Consider the following 21,055-nt stretch of genomic DNA (forward strand, 5'->3'; position numbering starts at 1 on the left):
CACGAGAAGGAAGCATATCAAGTGGGCGTTAAACTAATGTTGTGCATCGCCCCTAAACATGAGTTACTTATAAATAAAGTATGAGCAAGGTATACTACAATCGGCTCCGTTGCAGGAAAACAAAAGCCTCATCCCCATTTTAGAAGGGGGGATGAGGCTTTTGTACCTTTTTTAATAATAATTAATAAATGCAAAAGTGTGGATCTAGTGGTACCCCCCTGTTCTTTGCCGAGTAATAAATGAAATATTACTTCTTCTAAGCTGAAATGACAGAAAGCTAATACTTTTCTTTTTTCAGGAGATAAGAAAGTATAAAAATTTTGGCATTGGAATACCGATATAACGGAATAGTCACGTCCGGCTCCAGCGCCCAGCAACTAGGCGACTTCACTCCATCGCCTTACGATAAGTCATCATTGGTTCGTGCCTCACCATGATTCCTAAAACTTTAGTTGCTTCGCTCCAGTCGCTACGTTGCTAAACGGGCGCTTTGCGCTTTTGTTCTTTCTTGACTTCTACATATCCAACGGAAGTTCATTTGGAAATGTAATCCATTCATTTTATTGTTTAAGGAAGGGCTTGTGTACCATTATTTTCCTCACTAAATAGTTGATTAGATATACTGCGAAAAATGCATATTTAAAAGAGGAAAATATTTATTGATAATCAATAAAAGAAAAGGTATACTATGGTTAATGATGAAAAGCGAGGTGCTGTTATGAAACGGGGATCCGTAACGGTTCTGAAGGCAGCTATCTTTGCCATTGGCATTGTCGTATTAAGCTTATGTATATTTGCATTGCCCTCATTGGCAAAGAGTTTAGCAGAAATGTATCCGGAGTTTGCTTATTTAAGATATCCAGTATTATTAGGTTTATATTTGACCACAGGTCCATTTTTTTATGCGTTATATCAGGGGTTAAGGATGTTACATCTTATTGAGAACGGTAAGGCGTTTTCTTATTTAGCAGTATATACATTAGTTCGTATCAAGTACTGTGCAAGTATGATTAGTATATTGTATATTATGGGAATGATTTTTCTTTTAACGCAAAATGCTTTACATCCTAGTATAGCGATTATGGGGCTGGTTATTCTCTTTTCTTCTATAGTTATTATGTTGTTTAGTGCTGTTCTACAGTCGCTTTTTAAAAATGCACTAATCATGAGATTAGAAAATGAGTTGACCGTCTGAGGTGAGTCCATGGCGATTATAGTGCACATTGATGTCATGTTAGCAAAAAGGAAAATGAGTGTGACGGAGCTGTCTGAAAAAGTAGGTATTACTATGGCTAATCTGTCTATTTTAAAAAATGGTAAGGCAAAAGCAATTCGTTTTTCTACGTTGGAAGCAATATGTAAAGCTTTGGACTGTCAACCAGGTGATATTTTAGAATATAAAGCTGAGGGAGATAGGGAAAACGGAGAGTCTAAATGAAGTAAGAATAATCGAATGAAAGTAATAAAATGTGAGGAAGCTAGACTATTGCATGAACTGGCCCTCATCCCAGTAGACAGGGGAAGATTATAAGCGGCTACAGGGATGTGGCCGTTTTAATCATTTTTGATGTCATACATTAGCATAACTCTTCAATTGAATAATTGACTTTTTTAAGATATTAACACTTCATCGTTTAGTGACTAGAATTAAACGTGTTGGACACAGAAAACTCTTGCTTTACGTACAACAGATTTTATTTTTTAATCTGTCCACCTAGGAGGGGTATATCAACAATTGACTACCTTTTTAAGGAGATAAGAAAGTATAAAAATTGTTGCATTGGGATACCGATATAACGGAATAACCACGTCCGGCTTAAGCGCCCAGCAACTAGGCGACGCCCTACAATAAGTCATCATCGGTTCGTTACAAAGAGGAGGGCCGACTAAAAACGGGCTTGCCGCTCAGGCGTGGGCACACCCCTGTTTTTAGTGGCATGACTCCTAAAACTTTAGTTGCTTTGCTCCAGGCGCTATGTTGCTAAACGGGCGCTTTGCGCCTTTGTTCACTACTACTTATTTGCCCTTGAATTGCAGCAATGAGTGTATTTCTTTTTCTAACTCTTCTTTGGAGACATTGGCATCTTCCGCTACATAGAATGTGAAGCGAGGTTTTTTGCCCTCATAGTTGGCTTCAAATTCAACACCTTCATAGCCATTTTCTTGTATATAGTCAGAAACATAGGACTTCATGTCCTCTTTAAATTGTTGTAACTCTAACTCTTTCGCATTACTTCGCTTTATACTAATGGAATATTTATCTGAGAGATCATACTCCTTCAGCTTGTTTTCCATGTTCGCTATAAATTTATGTTGATCTATCTGATCTATATCAAAGAAAACTTCAGAGTTTTCGTCGTCTACAACCGATGCGAACATATCATAATTATCCCAAGCATTATCCATCACTTTACTTAAGCGTTCATCTTCACTAAGCTCAGGTTCTGCTTCTTTCACTAGATTAGTGCTAAATAACAATACAATGAATGAAACAATAACCAAAAATAGAATGCCTTTCTTCATCATATCCCTCTTTTTCCTGAATTGCAGATTTTACCGGTATTTTGGAGCCGTCATTAATTCCATCTAACTATACTATAATATGAGTTGCAATCTTTTGCTGATTTCAAGGGATTATGCCACTAATCAGATTGGTGGACATATATACAAAATGTATTTACGATGGAATTAAGCACGAACAATAAGAAAGAAAGGGTGATTGCATTGAAAATTCTTGTTGTAGGAGCAAATGGACAAGTTGGAAAACATCTCGTGAAACAAATTCAAGATAGCGGAAAGCATATGGCAAGAGCGATGATTCGTAAACAAGAGCAAGCACCATATTTTAAAGATTTAGGTGCAGAGACGGTTGTCGTTGATTTGGAAGACGAGATAGAAGAGATTACAAATTCGGCTGAAGGTGTGGATGCTGTTGTGTTTACAGCAGGATCAGGTCCGAAGACAGGCAAAGACAAGACATTAATGGTGGACTTAGATGGTGCGGTAAAAACAATTGAAGCAACGAAAGCCGCTGGTGTGAAACGTTTTGTGATGGTGAGCTCTTTTGACACAAGCAGGGAAGCCATCCAAGCAGCCTCTTCTTCTTTTGCCCCATATGTAGTCGCAAAACATTATGCAGATGAGTGGCTAAGAAGCACTGATTTAGACTACACGATCGTTCATCCAGGATTATTAACGAACCAACCAGGAACTGGAAAAGTGAATGCTGCAACGAAAGTGGAACGAGGAGAAATTCCACGCGAAGACGTAGCTGGTGTTATTTATGGTTGCTTAGAAAACGATACAACCATTGGGAAAGAATTTCAAATCGTTGCAGGTAAATCAGAAATTAAACAAGCATTATACAAGTTATAAGTGAACTCTCAATCAGTAAAGGATCGTACCTACTGATTAAGGGTCACTTTATTATATTCCATGCTTTTATCCTAAAACTTGATGCCGTAATAACCTTGTTTCGAAAGATCAAGGAGATACAAAGAGGCCTAATTGAATAGGTTACACCTAGTTGGACAGATACATTAAGGTCATATAAAGTGAACTTTCAATTAGGAGGGGTTTTTGAAAATAACCTTTAAAAAGAAAAAACTTTTGTATATCACACTTCCGGCGATCAACATTTTCTTTGAAAATGTCAGATGTTTTTTTCATCTAACTTATTGGTAGTGTATTCCTTCGAATGATAACACTTACATTTGTGGGGATGAATTATTTAACCTAAAGGAAAATAGGTTGATGCAAAATTAAAACTGGTTGACAAGTAAATTTTTATTCACTATAATATCCTTAACATTATATTAGAAATACGTTGAAGGAGCCTAGTAGCGAGGTTGTCACTGTTCATTTAGAAAGCTAGGGGTTGATGCGACCTAGTACAAACAAACTTGTGAATTACACTCTGGAGTATCTTAGGTAATGCTAAGCGGATTAGCAAACGATATGATTGCTGAGAGAGGTATTAATAGATATAAAATAACTTGCTATTAATACAATTTGGGTGGTAACACGGTTAGAATCGTCCCTATGTCTATATTAGACATAGGGCGTTTTTTATTTTTTCCAAGCTTATATAGGAACTACAATAAAAGGAGTCGGAAAGCATGAATCTTATCGATGAGTTAGAATGGCGAGGAGCCATAAACCAACAAACAGATGCTGAAGGATTACGCGAATTAATCGAAGAGAAAAAGATTTCCTTGTACTGCGGTGTTGACCCTACTGGTGACAGTATGCATATTGGTCACTTAATTCCGTTTATCATGATGAAACGTTTTCAATTACATGGTCATCAGCCAATTATTTTAATTGGAGGAGCAACGGGTACAATCGGTGACCCAAGTGGACGGCAAACGGAACGTCAATTACAAACATTAGAGCAAGTACAGAATAATGTCGATAAGTTAACAGCGCAAATGAAGAAGTTATTCTTTGCTGACAATAGCGAAGTTAAAATAGTTAATAACTACGAATGGACACATAACTTAAGTATTTTAGACTTCTTACGTGACTACGGTAAAAATTTTAGTGTTAATAGTATGTTGGCAAAAGATATTGTAGCAAGTCGATTGGATAGTGGTATATCATTCACTGAGTTCTCTTACCAAATTTTACAATCTATTGATTTTCTTCATTTATTTAGAGAAGAAAATGTACAATTACAAATTGGTGGTAGCGATCAGTGGGGAAATATTACAAGTGGATTAGACTTAATACGTAAAAAAGAAGGGCAGCAAGCGAAAGCATTTGGATTAACCATTCCACTATTATTAAAAGCAGATGGTACAAAATTTGGTAAAACTGCAGGTGGGGCAATTTGGTTAGATGCAGAACAAACGACGCCATATGAATTTTACCAGTTTTGGGTTAATACAGATGATAAAGATGTTATAAAATATTTAAAATTCTTTACGTTTTTAACTAAAGATGAGATTGATCAATTAGAAGTTAAAGTAAAAACAGAACCTCACAAACGTGAAGCACAAAAAGTGCTGGCAAAAGAAATGACTAAATTTGTTCATGGCGAGAATGCTTTGAATCAAGCGTTAAAAATTACGAAAGCACTATTTAGCGGGGATATTAAATCACTAACAGCAGATGAAATTGAACAAGGCTTTAAAGAGATGCCTACTTTTCAAGCTAAAAAGGAAACCAAAAATATCGTGGAATGGTTAGTTGATTTAGGTATTGAGCCATCTAAACGTCAGGCAAGAGAAGATATTAACAACGGGGCTATTTCCATGAATGGCGAACGAGTAAATGATGTTAATATGGATGTAACAGCGGACAACTCATTTGATGGAAGATTTATTATTATTCGTAAAGGGAAGAAAAATTACAGCTTAGTGAAATTAAGTTAATTCAACATGCGTGGATGAAAGTTCATTTCACATGGAAGGTGCTATAAACCTTTTCAAAAGTGAAAAATGAATACAAACACTTTAAATGGGAAATAACATCACCGAAATGCTTGATTGTTTAAATTTAGTCCATCCCCTAGCTATACGGAACGCTAAGTAGGAGTTAAAGGGAATTTGTACGTATTAAAGTATTACTTTATAAATAGTTGAAGAGCAAACATCTTCCCTAAATCTAATAAGATTCTAGGGAGGATGTTTCTATATAATCTGTATAGGGAACGATAAAATGAGGTGCTTCTGGATAACGAAATAACCGACTAACCACGTCCGAGTCCATCGTCCAGCAACTAGGCGACTTCATGTTTTTATCCGTGTTTGGAATCCTCACTTGTTTTTTTAAAGCTATGTCGTATTCATTTCTCTTCTATATCCCTGTCTGTGACTTTCTTTTGTTCACTTTTTCACTAAAATCTAAATAAATATGTGAACTGTCGGCTTGTGTAGTTGGAGGTGAAATATAGCCGTCAGTATAGTCTAGTGTTTTCTGTCCATCCGTTTTTCTCCACTAACTACTGTTATTTGAATTAAAAAACAAAACTGTGCAAATAATATTCCCTATTACCTTGTAAAGCGATGTACTATGTGTTACATTGTATTTGAATATTATATGAAAAGGGGTGTGAGTATGGATAAAGAGATCATGAAAGGGAGCATTGATATTTTACTTTTATCGCTCTTACGTCATCGTGATATGTATGGTTACGAGATGGTCAAGGCGTTAAAGAAAAACAGTAATGAACTTTATAGCATGAGTGAGGGAACGTTGTATCCTGCTTTAAAGCGATTAGAAAAGAAAGGCTGGCTTCAATCCTACTGGGGAAACTCTGAAAATGGAGGCAGACGGAAATATTATCAAATGACGCAGGAAGGGCAGAGCGAGTTAGATAAAAAATTACAAGAATGGAATCAAATCAGCCATTTAATTAAAGTATGTTCGGAGGAATGGAGTTGGAGCCAAAAGTCGAAGCTTACATTCATAAGCTTGTAAGTCAGTTACATTGTGGTAAAGAAGAAAAAAAAGACATCATCGATGAAGTAGAAGATCATCTAAATTTGTTGATACAAGAATATAAAGAAGCAGGGTTTACAAACGAAGCGGCTGTGAATAAAGCATTAGAAAGTTTTGGTGAGCAAGATCACATAGCAACTGGCTTACAAACGTCTTTATCCCCCTTATATAAAGTCTTGAAAATAATGACAAGCGTTCTCTTTGGTTTGTATGCCTTTATTATATTGTTTAAGTTGCTCTTGGAGAGAATTATTAATTTAGCGTTCACTTCTAAGCAGGGTGTTTTTTTGAATCATTATGTGGCTGTTCCAAAAAATTACAAGGGGATATTTGATTTCGCATATATTCATCTAAATGCCAATTTTATCCCTTTTAAGACAACGCTGCATTATATGCTGGAGTCTGACTCCTATAATTTATCCGTTATTCTTCATAATACGATCGGGAATGTGCTGCTGTTTTTGCCTTTAGGATTATTTCTGCCGCTATTATTTAAAAAGTATAGAGTATTCTCGAAAATGCTGGTGTTTGTAGCGATAGCTAGCTTATCCATTGAACTCTTACAGCTGATTGTACAAGTTGGGCAGTTTGATATAGATGATATTATTTTAAACACCATTGGCAGCAGTATAGGTTTTTGGTGTTTCGTATTTTTACAGCGTATTAAAAATGAAATATCATCTATCCCCTCCACAACAGAAAATTTATAAAGAGAAAGTGAGAAAAAATATGAGAAAAATAATAAAAGCAGGCTTAATTGCAGGGATGTGCTTTTATTTACTCGTTCTTTCTAAGCTTATCTTGTTTAAGTATCTCCCTCTTTCTGAAATTATCAGTCATTTTACATTTAGTTATGAAAGACCTTTTTGGAATGAGCATAATTTTATCCCGTTTAAAACGATCTTCTATTATTTGTTTTTAGCAGAAAATATTAATTTTACTATACGTGTTCAAAATATAGTAGGTAATGTGATTGGATTTGTTCCGTATGGTTTACTCCTTCCATTGATATCGAAAAGATTTCAAAAAGATAACCAAAGTCATGCTTGCAACGCTATGCTTAAGTTTAATGTTTGAACTGCTGCAATTCATTTTTAAATTTGGAAGCTTTGACGTAGATGATATGCTGTTGAATACACTTGGAGGAGTGCTTGGTTATTTGCCTATTAAACTATTTAAGATACTATATAGGCAAGCCAAGAACAGAGCAGTTTAGCCAAGCAATAATTCTATTTAAAGAATTTTGCCTTTGAAAAGCTAATTTGCAGCATAGAAAAACTGGTTATCGTACAATCCTTATCGAAGTATAAAAATATAAAGTAAGTATAATTTTAGCGCATGACTTCAAGTGCTGTTAGAATCCAAACTTGAAAAGGAACATATCGGTAGATTAAAGAACCTAAATATTTTTAACATATGTACACATAAATTAATATACGGACGTGAAACGTAAAAGAGATAAAATTCCATTTACCTGCTTGTTGATTAAAATTGCAATTGTCCAGCAATTAGTTAGTCTATATGTTGTGAACCATGAGCAAACTTAACCGAAATTATTAGATGTAAAACTTGCTGTTTTCTAAATTAGTAGTTTATGCTACGATCAATTCAGTAGCTAATATAGAAATAGATCATATTAGAAAGATGGAGGTTTGCAAGTGATACAAGTAGAACTAACAAGATTTAAAGTGAAAGAAGGAAAATCCAAGGTTGTAGATGAATGGTTATCATTTCTAAATGAGCATATGAAGGATGTCCTAATTACATTAGCAGATGAAAAAATGTACGTTGAAACCATTTTTAGAGAAACGCTTAATGGAAATGAGTATCTATATTGGTACTCTGTACAGGGACAAGGCGGACAAGATGTAGAAGAATCCGAAAACTGGATAGACAAAAAACACTTGCAATATTGGCATGAATGCATAGATCCTAATTTTAGGCCCATAGATCTTAGTACAGAAGTTGTGATGATACCTGAAAAGCTGAGACAAGCCATGGAAGCTTTTAACAAGTAAAATAAGCTGAAAGTAAATCGGACTTGCTTGGTAGAGAGAATGGACTTGATGGATAAACGTAACTAAGGGTTTGGTTCATAGCAATAATGGTGACGCGTGAAAACCAATATTTGTAACTGAACCTTTTATATTTGGCATGAGACTACAAATTTTAAATAACCACTTGATGTTTTTTATATTCAATCTACTATGTAAAGGAATTACATATTTAGGCTGACGATAATGCATTTAGGTGTCATAGACAAAAGGAGATAACTTTCTTTGATATCGACGCTTGAACGCGAACGCAAATAAAAGGAGTGTTGTTTATGCAAACATGGGAATATGCAGTAGAAACTTGGACATTAGGGATTACCTCTGCCGATCGAGAAGAACTCGAGGACAAATTAAATGAGTATGGTAAGCAAGGCTGGGAATTAGTAAATATTATTCCTCAAGTTGGAGAGGGCTCTAGTGGTAGGATTAGTGTGAACTTCAATCAAATTGTGTTTAAACGAAAAGTAGATTAGCCTGTTTTCCCTTGGAGCTAGTTTATCAAAATAGATTTTGAAGGTCATTAAAACTTGTAGCTAGACAAGAAGGTGGGTAAAAATGGATGTAACTGAATTTCAGCAGTGGGTAAAGCAGTATTATAAAACCAGAGGATGGTCGGATTTAGATATTTTCATTCGGATAGGCTTTTTAGCTGAAGAAACAGGTGAAGTAGCTAGAGCAATAAGAGCTCTTGAAATAGGGAGAAACCGACCAGATGAAGCGGAAAGTACTTTTGAAGAAAATAAACAAGCGTTAACCGAAGAACTTGGAGATGTACTAGGCAATGTCATTGTCATTGCCAATAAATACGACATTTCTTTGAAAGAAGTGTTTCAATTACATAAAAGCAAGCTGGCAGAGCGCTATTCAGAATAAATATTGGAAAGGCAGTTAATGCTTTAATGCCTGAACCGCTTTTTCTTTTTGTCAGCTCCCGCTTAAAGCTTTTATTTTCCCGAATCGTTTCATCACATACGCTATGGGAAGCTCCCATTCTAAAAACCTCCATTCAAAGCTTTTCTTTTTAGAATCACGAGTTTAGAAAAGTATTGTCCAAAATGTATGAAAGCCCCTCACCCTCTAACCTCAGGTAAGAAGATGAGGGGCTGCTGTTGTATTAAACTTTTTAAAAATAACCAAAGCTCATAATCTCTTAAATATGGCTGCGATCTTTGACCATGTTTGTAAGCGTGGTTTGCATACACAAAAATCATCCATTATGAACACTTTCATCTTTACAAATTAAGGTAAAATAGCAAACGAACGAACCGAAAATCCGGAAGCGTTTTTTGCTTTTGGAGCAATATTACAAATGACTGCACCTGTTGCTGGTAGCTTATCTAAATTGGCAAGTAACTCTATTTGGTAGCTATCTTCACTAAGTACGTAATACTCTGCTATAATTGGTAAAAGAATCATAGATTATATGGAACTGATACGCATTTGCATAGTGTTGCAGCAAACGATACGTCCCTCCGTATATATTCTTCAGAAACGATCAATTCATCACCAGCCTGGAAAAGGGACAGCTCCAATTGGATGGCTGCCATACCTGAACTACAAGCGTAGCCTTTATCGCCAGCTTCCAAGAATGAGATAAGGAAATGAAAAAGCGATATAGAAGTTCCTAATTACAGAGCAAATTAAATACCCAAATTCTGATTGCCAATTATCCCAAACTGGTACGAAGTATTCATTTACTTAGTATACATGAAATCATCATTTTTCATGTTGTGCCACATATAGCAGCTGGATGAAAGGCTTTATTTGCTAACATGTAGCTAATTGGAATCATGTTAATCGGTGAGAAAAATTTCACGCTCGCGGATTAGTAGGGTTGTTATATAATTGCCTTTTTAAGTCTACATATTTTCCAACAGTCGTTTAGCGATTTTTTGATAATCATTCCGATCAATTCCCGGTGCAAATTCTTCTGGAAGATCATCTAGATTTGGAATTGGTGCTCCCTTTGGTGCTCCTTCCTTCACGATCAGTTTTCCCCCATTTTCTGGATTTTCTCCTTTCCAAATTTGCCGAATGTCTACATAATCTCCGACGTCGTTCCATGTGTATAATACATTTGCTAAGCCTTGCTCCTCAAATTTTCGTGCATGATCAAATTTGGTATTAGAGAGATCAGGGACTGGAATCAGTTTTTTCACTTCAACACCTGTAGCGATTTCTAGAGCTTTGGCATAGGCCAAAATATGAGTACCACCGCGGACTAGTAAATATCCAATCATTTCTCTTGCTGTTTCATGCTCCGTCATTTCATATACACGCATTTTATGTGTACGAGCCCCAATTTCAAGAAAGAAATTATGCAATAAATCAAGCACGAGGTTGCCACTGCTGAAGACATTATCTCCTGTCCAAGCGCGACCCATGGAATCACCTGCAAGTGCTGTTTGTGCCGTAGCGATGAATTGATAAGTATTTCGACTATCTTTCCCTGTTCGTAATGGAGTCACATCTGGGTCTCCTGTATAAAAGGTGTTTCCTCTTGAGAGTAGATTTATGGTGTTTGAAACAAGTTCCACGTGCCCGAATTCTTCAGCTGTTATACTGGCAACGAGGTCGTAAAATGGTTTGAGCTTATCCTTTTGTCGGAAATTAAAGGATTGAAACATATAGTTATTCAATGTCGACATTTCCCCGAATTTCCCACCTAATAACTCTTGAACTGCCGCTGCTGCATTGGGATCTCCGTGTTCGGGTATAGGTAATTCAATTAACATGCGGTTTTCACGCTTAAACATGGTAAGCCTCCTTTTTAGCTTTTAGGAATGACCCAAACAATTTGTTGCGTACGAATGTAGAACGAAGAACCACCTGATTCCATTACAATATGATCTGGCATAACGGTTTTTAGACTTCCTGTAACAGTTCCTTGGGTGGTTTGTACACTAAGCATTGATCCGACGATCGATTGTAATGTTTGGTAAACATAGGGATCAAAAGCACTCGTAAATGCTGGCGTCTGTGCATTCATTTTTTTCTCCTCCTTAAAAAGCATCACTACAACTAAGCTATGACATTATAAGGTAGGTTATTCTTGGGACAAGCAGAAAATCAGCTAGGTCGTTCGTTTTTAACCAAGCTCGAGAATAAAGGGGAATCATTTCACGATTAGGATGATCTTATTGTAAAGAGAGTAAATAGTAGGAATAATATGTCAGTGATTCTGAACCAATCATTTTTCGCTATTTCCATTAATAATGACAATAGACCCAAAACAAGAAACAGTTTTCTCCCGCCTCTTGTTTTGGGTTTTTAACTAGTAAATTCTTTCGCCATAGCTATAAATTCCCGCACGGCATATGGTAAATATTTATTTTTTTTCCATATGAGAGCCAACTCAAGATGCATGGTAGGGTCTTTAAATGGAACGGTAGCAACGTCATGATGAAGGAGTTGTTGGCAGATTTTACTTGGTAATAACGCAATACCTAATTTTGCTTCGACCATTTCAATCATAAAGTCCCGTTGTGAACTTTTACATACTGCGTTTGGTTCAAATCCGCAATGTCTGCAAGCTTCGACAATTCGATCATGCAAGGAAAAATCTTGCTGATATAAAACGAAATTTTCATTCTTTAACTCAGATAGTTCAACAAATTTTTTAGCGCCTAGTGGATGTCCAGCTTGAACAACAACCATTAAAGGATCTTTTAAAAGCTGAATCGTGGAAAAATGATGTTTTTCAACAGGAAGATTGCAAATTAATCCTACATCGAGTTCGCCTTCTTTAACCCCATATTGAATTAAATTACTCCCGACTTCATTTAATTCAATATGAAAAGAAGAGTGTGCAGCTTTGTACTTGCTAATTAATTTAGAAAAAAAGGTGGCACCAATAATCGGGGGAATGCCAATTTTTATTTGTCCTTTTTTTAATTGCACAACATCATAAAGTTCAGTAGTTAAATTATCATATGCCTCCATAAATGGTTTGGCATTACTTAGAAATGCTTCCCCAGCATCAGTCAACTCAATTTGTTTTCCCCCACGATAAAACAAAGTTACTCCAAGCTGTGTTTCTAAGTTTTTAATCGCTTTACTTAAAGAGGGCTGTGATATATGCAGCATGGAGGCTGCTTTTGTAAAGTTTTGCTTATTAGCAACAGCAACAAAATATTCAACCTGACGAACGTCCACTATCCATCCTCCCATTAAATAGATTCCCATTTTTCATTATTATACTAAATACGATAGCTAAAAGGAATAGTATGTATGCAAAACAGATATTTCAATTTTTTGTTTTTTGCAATTACAATGAAATAAACAAGAGAAAGAGGGGAACGGCGTTGACAAGTTATGTAACCAAAGGAAACTTACAGATTGCGGAGCAGCTGTATGATTTTGTAAACAAAGAAGCTTTGCCGGATACAGGGTTGGATCAGGAAAAGTTCTGGCGAGATTTAGATCAGCTTGTTGCTGATTTAGTGCCTAAAAACAAAGCCCTATTGTTGGAACGGGAAAAGTTGCAACAAAAAATAAATGAGTGGTATAAAACGCATGATTTGCATGATACTTCAGCATATACATCATTTTTACAGGAGATTGGCTATTTAGAGTCAGAAGTAGAGGATTTTACAATTTCTACAAAAGATGTAGATGACACAATAACCAGGCAAGCAGGGCCACAGCTTGTTGTTCCTATTGATAATGCTCGCTACGCGCTGAACGCTGCCAATGCTAGATGGGGCTCTCTTTATGACGCGCTTTACGGTTCAGATGTGATAAGTGAAGAGGATGGGGCTGAAAAGGGTACGAGTTATAATCCAATACGCGGTCTACAAGTAATTGCTTATGGGAAAAACTTTCTTAATCAGCATTTTCCATTGCAAATGGGCTCCCATGAAGACGCAGTTCGTTATTTTGTGACCGATGATAAATTGAGTATAGAATTAAAGAATAGGGAAACAACAGAATTGCTGGAAGCGGTTCAATTTGCAGGCTACCAAGGAGATCCCGAAGCTCCAAGTGCTATTTTACTTGTCCATAACGGCTTACATGTAGAAATTCAAGTCGACCATTCTCATCCGATTGGAAAAACAGATGCTGCTGGAATAAAAGATATTGTACTGGAAGCTGCCACAACAACCATTATGGATTGTGAAGATTCGGTTGCTGCGGTAGATGCAGATGATAAAACCCTTGTGTATCGTAATTGGCTAGGGTTGAACAAAGGGAATTTGTCTACTTCTTTTAAAAAAGACGGGAAAGAAATAAAGCGAACCTTGCATGCGGATCGCACTTATACAAGTCCGCAAAAGGAAACGTTCACGCTTCCTGGTAGAGTACTTATGTTTGTACGAAATGTTGGTCATTTAATGACAACCAATGTGATCCTTACTAAACAAGGTGAAGAAATTCCCGAGGGGATTATGGATGGAGTCTTTACTTCGTTAATGGCTAGACACGATTTATTAGGAAATGGGCGCTATCGAAATTCCCAAACAGGTTCTATTTATATTGTGAAGCCAAAAATGCATGGTTCAAAAGAAGTTGCCTTTGCAAATGAGTTGTTTAACCAAATTGAAGATATGCTTGATTTAGAACGAAATACACTTAAAATTGGGGTTATGGATGAAGAACGAAGAACTTCGCTAAATTTAAAAAACTGTATTTATCAAGTTAAAGAACGAATTGTATTTATAAACACCGGATTCCTTGACCGAACAGGTGATGAAATTCATACGTCTATGGAAGCAGGGCCAATGATTCGTAAAGGGGACATGAAAACGTCCGCTTGGCTAGAAGCATACGAAAAAAATAATGTTCAAGTAGGTCTGACAGTAGGATTACAAGGAAAAGCACAAATAGGTAAAGGGATGTGGGCGATGCCTGATTTAATGGCGGATATGCTCAAGCAAAAAATCGGTCATCTGCAAGCAGGAGGGAATACAGCTTGGGTTCCATCGCCAACTGCAGCTACACTACACGCTTTACACTATCATGAAGTAAATGTGGAAGAAGTGCAGCAACAACTCATAAAAGATAAACAAAGCTATAAAGCAGCTATGCTACAAGTACCTCTTGCTAAGGAAACAAATTGGACAAAAGAGGAAATCCAAAATGAATTGGATAATAGCTGTCAAACATTGCTCGGCTATGTCGTACGTTGGGTGGATCAAGGAATAGGTTGTTCTAAAGTTCCAGACATAAATCATATTGGCTTAATGGAAGATAGGGCAACATTACGAATTTCTAGCCAAATGTTAGCTAATTGGCTCTACCATGGTATTTGCAGTGAAGAACAAATGATGGATGCATTAAAAAGAATGGCGCGAATGGTCGATAAGCAAAATGAAGGAGATGTAAATTATCAACCAATGGCTGTAGACTTTGAGGCTTCCATTGCTTTTCAAGCTGCTTGCAACCTAGTGTTTAAAGGAAAAGAGCAACCTAATGGTTATACAGAACCCATTCTTCATCGACGTCGTCTCGAAGCAAAGGAAGAAGGTCAGAAAATTTGGTGAAAATGAGTCATCATACTATGTAAATGCTGTTTTGCATTTGTTGGCTCTCTAGCTTATTATTTATGTTACATGCAAAAAGGAAAGGTTTTTGCGGAGCCTTTCCTTTCTCTGCGTGTACAATGAAAATCTAACCAGCGTATCTAAATACCCAATTGGCTCGGGGCGACAAGATGTTGATCACAAAGGGGTTGCAACAAGACAAGGAAAGCTGTTTTAAAAAGCCATTGTAAACTGAAAAAGCGATTTACTTTTTCATGTAAGTTACAATTTTTAGCCTTTGTTAAAAGATGGGAAAGTATAAAATGAGGTGTTTGTGGATAACGAAATAACCGAATAGTCGCATCCGACTCATGAGCCCAGCAACGATGCGACTTTAGAAACCCTCCGATAAGACCTCATCGGTTCATCACTAAGAGAAACGCTGACTAGAAACGAAGGGTTTTCGAATTATATTATCACACAACAGTGTGACATATCTTTTATAGATTAATGAACTTTTTCCTCCGTAACAATTTTTTCGTATCCTTGCATATGAAATAACCAATAGGAACTAAAAAACAAGAACAAGAAAATAAAAAAATCATAAAAGATTGACCAATTTTTTGGATTATAAAAATCAAGGGCATTGAAACCATTCATCCCGCCGAACGCAGCAATCGCTGCAAAAATGCTTCCTTTTAACAGTGGATTTGCTTTAGGCTTAATTTGGAGGACAAACATAATAGCAACAGGGGCTAGTGCCAAGTGATAAGGAAGAAAAAGAATAGGAGATACGGGTGAAAATTTCATCGGATAGGACCATAAACCGTAAGATAAGGATATAAGGTCGATCAGTAAAGATAGTGCAATGGTTAGGAAGGCACAACCTAATAAACGTCCAGTACTATTTTTATTTCTAAATAGAATCCATAGTGTCCAAGGAAGGATGAATAAAATAACTCCTAACCACCACTGCCATGTGAATAAAAAAGCATGTAACAAGGCATCTGTAATCATTTGATTGACTTCTATTAATATTAATGAGGCTCTTTCGGTTTGCTCTAAACCTTCTCTTACTGTCATTCCAGAATACTCCTTTTAAAGCGTATTTATTTATGGAAGTTATTATGCTCTTAATGGGGTTTATTATGTATAAAATTTTATTGAATTAGTCATTGCAGTAATTATGCTAAATTGAGGAAATGTTAATTTAGCGGAGGAAAATATGTCGAAAGTGGAAAATCATCGGTTTATTTGGTAACAGACCATATTTCAAAGCTTGATCCAGTATAAGAAAAAGATGAATTGAATAAATTAAAAAAGTATAAGCACATCTGCATCATTTGAGGTTATATCTATGGCATTCCCATGTCATGGTTTTTTTACAATGGTTTCATACCTTTTGCGAAGCTTTTTTCATTTTATTACGTTATTATTTTTATCATACGGAGTTGTGAAATGCTGTGGTTTTTGATATGAACCATCCTACTCACCCTACTTCTATATTTGTCGGGTTTACAACGCAAGATCAATAAGTGGATTTTCTTGGAAAGATAAGAAAGCGTAAAAATGGTTACTTTGGGGATACGGAATTAACGGAATAACCACGTCCGGCTTAAGCACCCAGCAACTAGGCGACTTCACTCCATTGCCCTACGATAGTCATCATTGGTTTGTGGTTAAGTTGTTTAAAAACTGACTTGCCGTTCATATGTGGACATACTCCTGTTGCAGGAGCATGGTTATTTATCTCAGATGATTCATTCCATTCGCGCGTTGCTAAACGGGCGTCCTGCGCCTTTGTTCAGAAGAAAACAAGCAATTACGTGAAGAAATAGGTCGATTGAACGATCACGTGGTTGAGATAAATCAAGTTAGAGGGAAAAATAATATCCTTCCAGAAAATGCTGATGTATTATATAAGATTTAATAACGGTAAGCTTCTTTAAGGAAGCTGAAGTAAAACATACTTTAATGGTTGCTATCAAACAACATCATATAAGTGGGCAAATGGATTTACCATCCGTATAACAGAAAGCGAGTTTGCTTGGACAATGGCGTAATATCCTGATTTTGCTTTCTATGCCTATTGTGATGACAAATGAAAAGATTAACGACGTGCAAGTAATCTGGAAGGCAAAACTACTATTCCCTTTAATGGACAAACCTCTATTTGGCATGTTTTGCTCCCTTCAGGTTTGGGGGAAGCGGAAGAGGTAAAAAAGCAAGCTTTGAATAAAGCTCTAGCAGTGTCAGAGATGAAAAGTATTAGATCCCCTGCCGTCCATAAGGTAAACATACAAGAGATGATAGGAATGCTTAACTTTGAATGATAATATAGGTGTGAATTCCAGAAAGTAAACAGCTTTTTCCTACCCCTTATGGTAATACATTATCCGCTTTCTGCTGCTATATGTTCATCTGCATGAATAAAATGCCACACTAAAAAAAACAATAACAATCCGATGATTCCCATCGTAATATAACTGACATGTAGATATTGGCGCATAGCCATTGATATAGCAGGCGGCCCTAGAGCAACACCAATAAAACGCGAGGAGCTATAAAATGCAGTAATAGTTCCACGTTCTTCTTTATCAATTCCTTGTGTAATCATTGCATCAAGTGTAGGTAACGCAGAACCAATTGCAATCCCCAAAATAGATGTTATGATAAGTAAAATGTATAAATTGCCACTTGAAAAGCCAACAAATACAACACTTGCTGCAGTAACAGGCAAACTAAATAATAACACCCGTTTCATCGTTGCTAAATCACCTTTTATTTTACGGCCAGTAATGAAAGAAGCAAGACACAGACCAAATAATGGGATAGCTAATACAAGACCCTTGGTCACGCCATATAACTGATGTTGTTTTTCAAAAATATCCGATAGAAAGAATAGTACCCCAAATAAAATTAGCATTAAATGAATTCCAATGAAAAACACGGTATATAACCACTTACCCTCTGTTTTGAAAGTGCTTTTCGTTTTCTGAAGAAATTCCTGAAATGGTTGCACCTCTTCTTTTTGTTTTGGAACTTTAATAAATAGATAAATAAGCACAATCGAAATAAGACTAAACAAAGATATGGAAAAAAAGGGGATATACCATAAAAAAGACGCAAACAGCGCTCCTAAAATAGGACTTAACACTTTTCCAAAGGTGTTGGAGGTCTCAACAATCCCAAGGCAAGCACTCGCTTTTTCATCATCCCCTTTAAATAGATCTCCAACTAAAGGTAAAATAATGGGGAAAGCTCCTGCTGCGCCTATACCTTGTAGTACCCGACCGATAATAATCCAAGTAAATGGATCTGACAGCTTCCATGAGGCGAACCCTGCAATTAATCCACCAATAAATGCTAATACTAAGCTGGTTAAAATGACAATTTTTCTACTGTAGCGATCGGATAAATAACCTGCCACTGGAATGAGGAAAATGGCGGCAAGGGAATAGCTCGTAATGATCATACTCGATTGAAAGGTAGTGATTCCTACTTGTTTTTCAAAAACAGGTAGTACAGGAATCAGCATGGAATTTCCTAATGTCATTACAAGTGGTATTGAAGCAAGACTAATAATACTCCATGTTTTAACAGATTGCTTGGTCATAACTAAACGCTCCATTTCTTTCTGCTTTCTTTCCGCTTATTCCTATTATCATGCCAATCGTAACTTTTCTTATGCATAAGAATAAATGGCGGGTTGGAACTAGTAGTAAAGCCCGCCATTATGAATTTGTTGAAAGCAAAAATAGTAACAAGCAAGCAGTAAGTAGCATTCATTCGAGTGTACGATGCTGGAGAATGTTGGTTTACCTTGTTTTTAACTTACAAATGTGCGGTCTAATCCACCTGCTTTATACGGTGTCCGCTTTTAGCCTTATTTTTTTGTCTAGTCAAGTAACCTGTCCAAATATTCAAGCTAGAGGAGTGAGTTTAGTCTAGCTTTGAGGTGGCTTTAGCCTATGGATCTTTGCTTAGACTTGAAAATAACTTTAGTCGTCATGTATGTCTAACTTCACCTGCTTTAGCAGGTGTTGGTTTAATTAACCAGAAGAACAAATGATATTTCTTAAGGCGGATTTATATACGGAAAAATCAGTTTTTGAAAAAAGCACTATCTTCACCTGACCGAAATCTACTGTCTGTAAGTAATTGGTGATTATTCTCATTGCTATCTTCGCTGCCTGCTCAATGGGAAAACGATATACACCAGTAGAAATAGAAGGGAATGAAATGCTAGTTAGCTTATATTCTTTAGCAAGCTTGAAGGAATTTTGATAGCAATCTGCTAACTGATCGTCCTGGTTTGGATTATGTGCATTCCAAATAGGGCCTACTGTATGGATCACATAACTAGCAGGTAATTGAAATCCAGGAGTAATAACAGTTTCTCCAGTTCCTAAAGGCTCCCCATTTAACTGCTCTTTCCGAAGTCTTTTGCAAGCTTGTAACAATTCTTGTCCTGCTGCTTTATGAATGGCTCCATCTACGCCTCCACCGCCCATCAATGATCCATTAGCTGCATTAACAATGGCATCTGTCGCCTGTTTAGTAATATCTCCAATTAACAGCTCTAATGTATTTGCACCTATTGTAATTTGCAAATCAATTACCTCCTTTTATTTGCGCCTCCTTATATTTTGAATAAAACAACTACCATTGTCTAATTTTTAGTGTCCAAGGCGATGAATGAAAAGCTTTATTAATAATTGGAGGTTGCTTCAGCTTATGGATCTTTGCTTAGGACTTTAGCCTAAAAAACGACTTTAGACGACGGCATTTATGTCTAACTCCACCTGTTTTAGCAAGTGGTTGTTCAAGGAAGTAGCTATGGATAAAAACGTTCTACAATTAGTTGTTAAATTTCTGACTACCCGTTACTTATACGGTCATAGCAGCTATTTCAGCAAATGAAAATCATCTTGTTCTTTAAATACAGGAGAACGTTATGTATAATTTGCCATAGCTATTCCATTTATGGGACGAGATTTTAGCAACTAGTATATACCCATAAAGTAATGATTGAAAACGGTATGATTTGCAACGATTAAGGTTTATGAAGGCATTCATACTAATAAAAGGGGGAGTGTAACAAGTGGGCAAGCAAAATAATGAAGAGATACCAAAGGAAGCGGTTCAAGCATTAAAAGTTACGCTGGAGGTGCTGGAACAAACGGTAATTGGTGTATATTTGTTTGGTTCTGCTGTAATTGGTGGTTTACGTATGAATAGTGATGTAGATATCCTAGTTGTCGTAAATCACCGTTTATCAAAAGAGATGCGAAGAAAACTGACAGAGAGACTCATGCGTATCTCTGGAAAGATAGGGAATACAAAGTGTATCCGACCGCTTGAAGTCACGGTAATCAACCATAGTGATGTGGTACCGTGGAGATATCCGCCAAGAAATGAATTTTTGTATGGAGAGTGGCTTCGAAGTGAGTTTGAGGCAGGTCAGATCCCAGAACCAACTTGTAACCCTGATTTAGCTATTGTCTTAGCCAAAGCAAGAAAGAATAGTGTTTCTTTATATGGCCCTGATGCTTCAGCTATACTTGATCCCGCTCCAAAAGCAGATATTAGAAAGGCAATTAAAGATTCCTTACCAGACTTAATAGAAGGGATGAAAGGTGACGAACGTAATGTAATTTTAACGATGGCTCGCATGTGGCAGACAGTAGCTGATGGAGAAATTTCGCCAAAAGATGTTGCTGCAGATTGGGCTATTCCTCGGTTGCCTCAAGAATATGCGTATTTACTTGATTTAGCTAGAAAAGGCTATCTAGGGGAATATGCTGATAATTGGGAAGGGCTGGAATCAGAGGTGCGTGCACTCATTATTTATATGAAGAACTCTATAGCGTCTTATGTAAGTATTTAATCACAAGCTTAGAAAAACGGTAACAATTCAATGAAACAACCTGTTTACTTGAATTAAAAAGAAAAGTTGCAAAGTAACATATTTAAACAGACAGGAACTCTTTCTGAATTTAGATATTAACGTGAATGATCTAAATGCATACAAAATAGATAGATGGAAGCTGGACCTCGGCTTGCTCATCTATCTTTTTCTTCATGTATCCCATC

Annotated in this window: 21 protein-coding genes and 1 other annotated feature; of the genes, 13 read left to right on the forward strand and 8 right to left on the reverse strand. The window is 36.6% G+C overall.

Translation table 11 applies throughout. From position 1 onward, the window contains the following. Positions 1–688: 688 nt before the first annotated feature. Together D1839_RS07825 and D1839_RS07830 are read left to right on the forward strand one after the other, a co-directional pair. Positions 689–1,195: a DUF2975 domain-containing protein gene (locus D1839_RS07825; RefSeq protein ID WP_286164751.1), complete on the forward strand. Its 507-nt coding sequence runs from the start codon at positions 689–691 to the stop codon at positions 1,193–1,195. Positions 1,196–1,204: 9 nt separating this feature from the next. Continuing rightward, a complete protein-coding gene (locus D1839_RS07830) occupies positions 1,205–1,438 on the forward strand; it encodes a helix-turn-helix domain-containing protein (protein ID WP_120379351.1) in 234 nt (77 codons plus the stop codon). A gap of 578 nt (positions 1,439–2,016) precedes the next feature. On the opposite strand, the gene D1839_RS07835 is transcribed toward D1839_RS07830, so the two are convergent. Then, entirely contained in the window at positions 2,017–2,523 is a 507-nt protein-coding gene (locus D1839_RS07835; RefSeq protein WP_120379352.1) for a hypothetical protein, read from the reverse strand. Between the two features lie 201 nt (positions 2,524–2,724). Between D1839_RS07835 and D1839_RS07840 the strand changes: the two genes are divergently transcribed. The 9 genes from D1839_RS07840 to D1839_RS07875 all read left to right on the forward strand — a co-directional run bounded on the left by D1839_RS07840 (position 2,725) and on the right by D1839_RS07875 (position 9,371). Further along, complete coding sequence (locus D1839_RS07840) at positions 2,725–3,375, forward strand: SDR family oxidoreductase (protein WP_199690021.1); 651 nt, start codon at positions 2,725–2,727, stop codon at positions 3,373–3,375. Positions 3,376–3,817: 442 nt separating this feature from the next. After that, positions 3,818–4,044: a binding site (T-box leader), on the forward strand. A gap of 74 nt (positions 4,045–4,118) precedes the next feature. Then, positions 4,119–5,375 carry a tyrosine--tRNA ligase gene (tyrS, locus tag D1839_RS07845; RefSeq protein ID WP_120379354.1) on the forward strand — a complete coding sequence of 419 codons (1,257 nt, stop codon included), beginning with the start codon at positions 4,119–4,121 and terminating at the stop codon, positions 5,373–5,375. A 685-nt stretch (positions 5,376–6,060) separates the two neighbouring features. After that, entirely contained in the window at positions 6,061–6,423 is a 363-nt protein-coding gene (locus D1839_RS07850; RefSeq protein WP_120379355.1) for a PadR family transcriptional regulator, read from the forward strand. Then, entirely contained in the window at positions 6,384–7,154 is a 771-nt protein-coding gene (locus tag D1839_RS07855) for a VanZ family protein (RefSeq protein WP_158589621.1), read from the forward strand. Before D1839_RS07850 ends, D1839_RS07855 begins: the two co-directional genes overlap by 40 nt. Before the next feature lie 19 nt (positions 7,155–7,173). Beyond that, positions 7,174–7,521: a VanZ family protein gene (locus D1839_RS07860; RefSeq protein ID WP_199690022.1), complete on the forward strand. Its 348-nt coding sequence runs from the start codon at positions 7,174–7,176 to the stop codon at positions 7,519–7,521. Further along, positions 7,514–7,660, forward strand: a complete 147-nt coding sequence (locus D1839_RS21315) for a VanZ family protein (protein WP_199690023.1) — start codon at positions 7,514–7,516, stop codon at positions 7,658–7,660. Before D1839_RS07860 ends, D1839_RS21315 begins: the two co-directional genes overlap by 8 nt. 442 nt (positions 7,661–8,102) lie before the next feature. After that, complete coding sequence (locus tag D1839_RS07865; protein WP_286164752.1) at positions 8,103–8,462, forward strand: DUF6176 family protein; 360 nt, start codon at positions 8,103–8,105, stop codon at positions 8,460–8,462. Positions 8,463–8,770: 308 nt separating this feature from the next. Then, positions 8,771–8,971: a DUF4177 domain-containing protein gene (locus tag D1839_RS07870; protein ID WP_120379357.1), complete on the forward strand. Its 201-nt coding sequence runs from the start codon at positions 8,771–8,773 to the stop codon at positions 8,969–8,971. 82 nt (positions 8,972–9,053) lie between these two features. Further along, a complete protein-coding gene (locus D1839_RS07875; RefSeq protein ID WP_120379358.1) occupies positions 9,054–9,371 on the forward strand; it encodes a MazG nucleotide pyrophosphohydrolase domain-containing protein in 318 nt (105 codons plus the stop codon). Positions 9,372–9,737: 366 nt separating this feature from the next. Here D1839_RS07875 and D1839_RS07880 read toward each other — a convergent pair whose 3' ends face one another. The 4 genes from D1839_RS07880 to D1839_RS07900 all read right to left on the reverse strand — a co-directional run bounded on the left by D1839_RS07880 (position 9,738) and on the right by D1839_RS07900 (position 12,653). Further along, positions 9,738–9,914 carry a hypothetical protein gene (locus tag D1839_RS07880; protein ID WP_199690024.1) on the reverse strand — a complete coding sequence of 59 codons (177 nt, stop codon included), beginning with the start codon at positions 9,912–9,914 and terminating at the stop codon, positions 9,738–9,740. A 443-nt stretch (positions 9,915–10,357) separates the two neighbouring features. After that, positions 10,358–11,254, reverse strand: a complete 897-nt coding sequence (locus D1839_RS07890; RefSeq protein ID WP_120379359.1) for a manganese catalase family protein — start codon at positions 11,252–11,254, stop codon at positions 10,358–10,360. A 14-nt stretch (positions 11,255–11,268) separates the two neighbouring features. Then, complete coding sequence (locus D1839_RS07895) at positions 11,269–11,487, reverse strand: YuzF family protein (RefSeq protein ID WP_120379360.1); 219 nt, start codon at positions 11,485–11,487, stop codon at positions 11,269–11,271. A 281-nt stretch (positions 11,488–11,768) separates the two neighbouring features. Beyond that, positions 11,769–12,653, reverse strand: a complete 885-nt coding sequence (locus tag D1839_RS07900; RefSeq protein WP_120379361.1) for a LysR family transcriptional regulator — start codon at positions 12,651–12,653, stop codon at positions 11,769–11,771. Between the two features lie 149 nt (positions 12,654–12,802). Between D1839_RS07900 and D1839_RS07905 the strand changes: the two genes are divergently transcribed. Beyond that, the gene (locus tag D1839_RS07905; RefSeq protein ID WP_120379362.1) at positions 12,803–14,980 is read left to right on the forward strand and encodes a malate synthase G; all 2,178 of its coding nucleotides are present in this window, start codon (positions 12,803–12,805) and stop codon (positions 14,978–14,980) included. Between the two features lie 486 nt (positions 14,981–15,466). On the opposite strand, the gene D1839_RS07910 is transcribed toward D1839_RS07905, so the two are convergent. From D1839_RS07910 to D1839_RS07920, 3 genes are all read right to left on the reverse strand, one after another. Continuing rightward, positions 15,467–16,042: a CBO0543 family protein gene (locus tag D1839_RS07910; protein ID WP_120379363.1), complete on the reverse strand. Its 576-nt coding sequence runs from the start codon at positions 16,040–16,042 to the stop codon at positions 15,467–15,469. Between the two features lie 1,309 nt (positions 16,043–17,351). Next, positions 17,352–18,575, reverse strand: a complete 1,224-nt coding sequence (locus tag D1839_RS07915) for an MFS transporter (protein WP_120379364.1) — start codon at positions 18,573–18,575, stop codon at positions 17,352–17,354. A 436-nt stretch (positions 18,576–19,011) separates the two neighbouring features. Next, positions 19,012–19,572, reverse strand: coding sequence for an O-acetyl-ADP-ribose deacetylase (locus D1839_RS07920; RefSeq protein ID WP_120379365.1), 561 nt, complete (start codon positions 19,570–19,572; stop codon positions 19,012–19,014). Between the two features lie 491 nt (positions 19,573–20,063). Here D1839_RS07920 and ant(9) point away from each other — a divergent pair, with 491 nt between their 5' ends. Further along, positions 20,064–20,849 carry an aminoglycoside nucleotidyltransferase ANT(9) gene (gene ant(9) / locus D1839_RS07925; protein WP_120379366.1) on the forward strand — a complete coding sequence of 262 codons (786 nt, stop codon included), beginning with the start codon at positions 20,064–20,066 and terminating at the stop codon, positions 20,847–20,849. Positions 20,850–21,055 lie beyond the last annotated feature (206 nt).

Origin of the sequence: Roseburia sp. 1XD42-34 (assembly GCF_009917385.1) — a bacterium.
Classification (GTDB): Bacteria; Bacillota; Bacilli; order Bacillales; family Amphibacillaceae; genus Virgibacillus.

What these genes read in the sequence shown, in the direction of transcription:
- D1839_RS07825 (WP_286164751.1), top strand. Translation starts at nt 689, where the DNA reads ATGGTTAATGATGAAAAGCGAGGTGCTGTTATGAAACGGGGATCCGTA.
- D1839_RS07830 (WP_120379351.1), top strand. Translation starts at nt 1,205, where the DNA reads ATGGCGATTATAGTGCACATTGATGTCATGTTAGCAAAAAGGAAAATG.
- D1839_RS07835 (WP_120379352.1), bottom strand. Translation starts at nt 2,523, where the DNA reads ATGAAGAAAGGCATTCTATTTTTGGTTATTGTTTCATTCATTGTATTG.
- tyrS (WP_120379354.1), top strand. Translation starts at nt 4,119, where the DNA reads ATGAATCTTATCGATGAGTTAGAATGGCGAGGAGCCATAAACCAACAA.
- D1839_RS07850 (WP_120379355.1), top strand. Translation starts at nt 6,061, where the DNA reads ATGGATAAAGAGATCATGAAAGGGAGCATTGATATTTTACTTTTATCG.
- D1839_RS07860 (WP_199690022.1), top strand. Translation starts at nt 7,174, where the DNA reads ATGAGAAAAATAATAAAAGCAGGCTTAATTGCAGGGATGTGCTTTTAT.
- D1839_RS21315 (WP_199690023.1), top strand. Translation starts at nt 7,514, where the DNA reads ATGTTTGAACTGCTGCAATTCATTTTTAAATTTGGAAGCTTTGACGTA.
- D1839_RS07870 (WP_120379357.1), top strand. Translation starts at nt 8,771, where the DNA reads ATGCAAACATGGGAATATGCAGTAGAAACTTGGACATTAGGGATTACC.
- D1839_RS07875 (WP_120379358.1), top strand. Translation starts at nt 9,054, where the DNA reads ATGGATGTAACTGAATTTCAGCAGTGGGTAAAGCAGTATTATAAAACC.
- D1839_RS07880 (WP_199690024.1), bottom strand. Translation starts at nt 9,914, where the DNA reads ATGATTCTTTTACCAATTATAGCAGAGTATTACGTACTTAGTGAAGAT.
- D1839_RS07890 (WP_120379359.1), bottom strand. Translation starts at nt 11,254, where the DNA reads ATGTTTAAGCGTGAAAACCGCATGTTAATTGAATTACCTATACCCGAA.
- D1839_RS07895 (WP_120379360.1), bottom strand. Translation starts at nt 11,487, where the DNA reads ATGAATGCACAGACGCCAGCATTTACGAGTGCTTTTGATCCCTATGTT.
- D1839_RS07910 (WP_120379363.1), bottom strand. Translation starts at nt 16,042, where the DNA reads ATGACAGTAAGAGAAGGTTTAGAGCAAACCGAAAGAGCCTCATTAATA.
- D1839_RS07915 (WP_120379364.1), bottom strand. Translation starts at nt 18,575, where the DNA reads ATGACCAAGCAATCTGTTAAAACATGGAGTATTATTAGTCTTGCTTCA.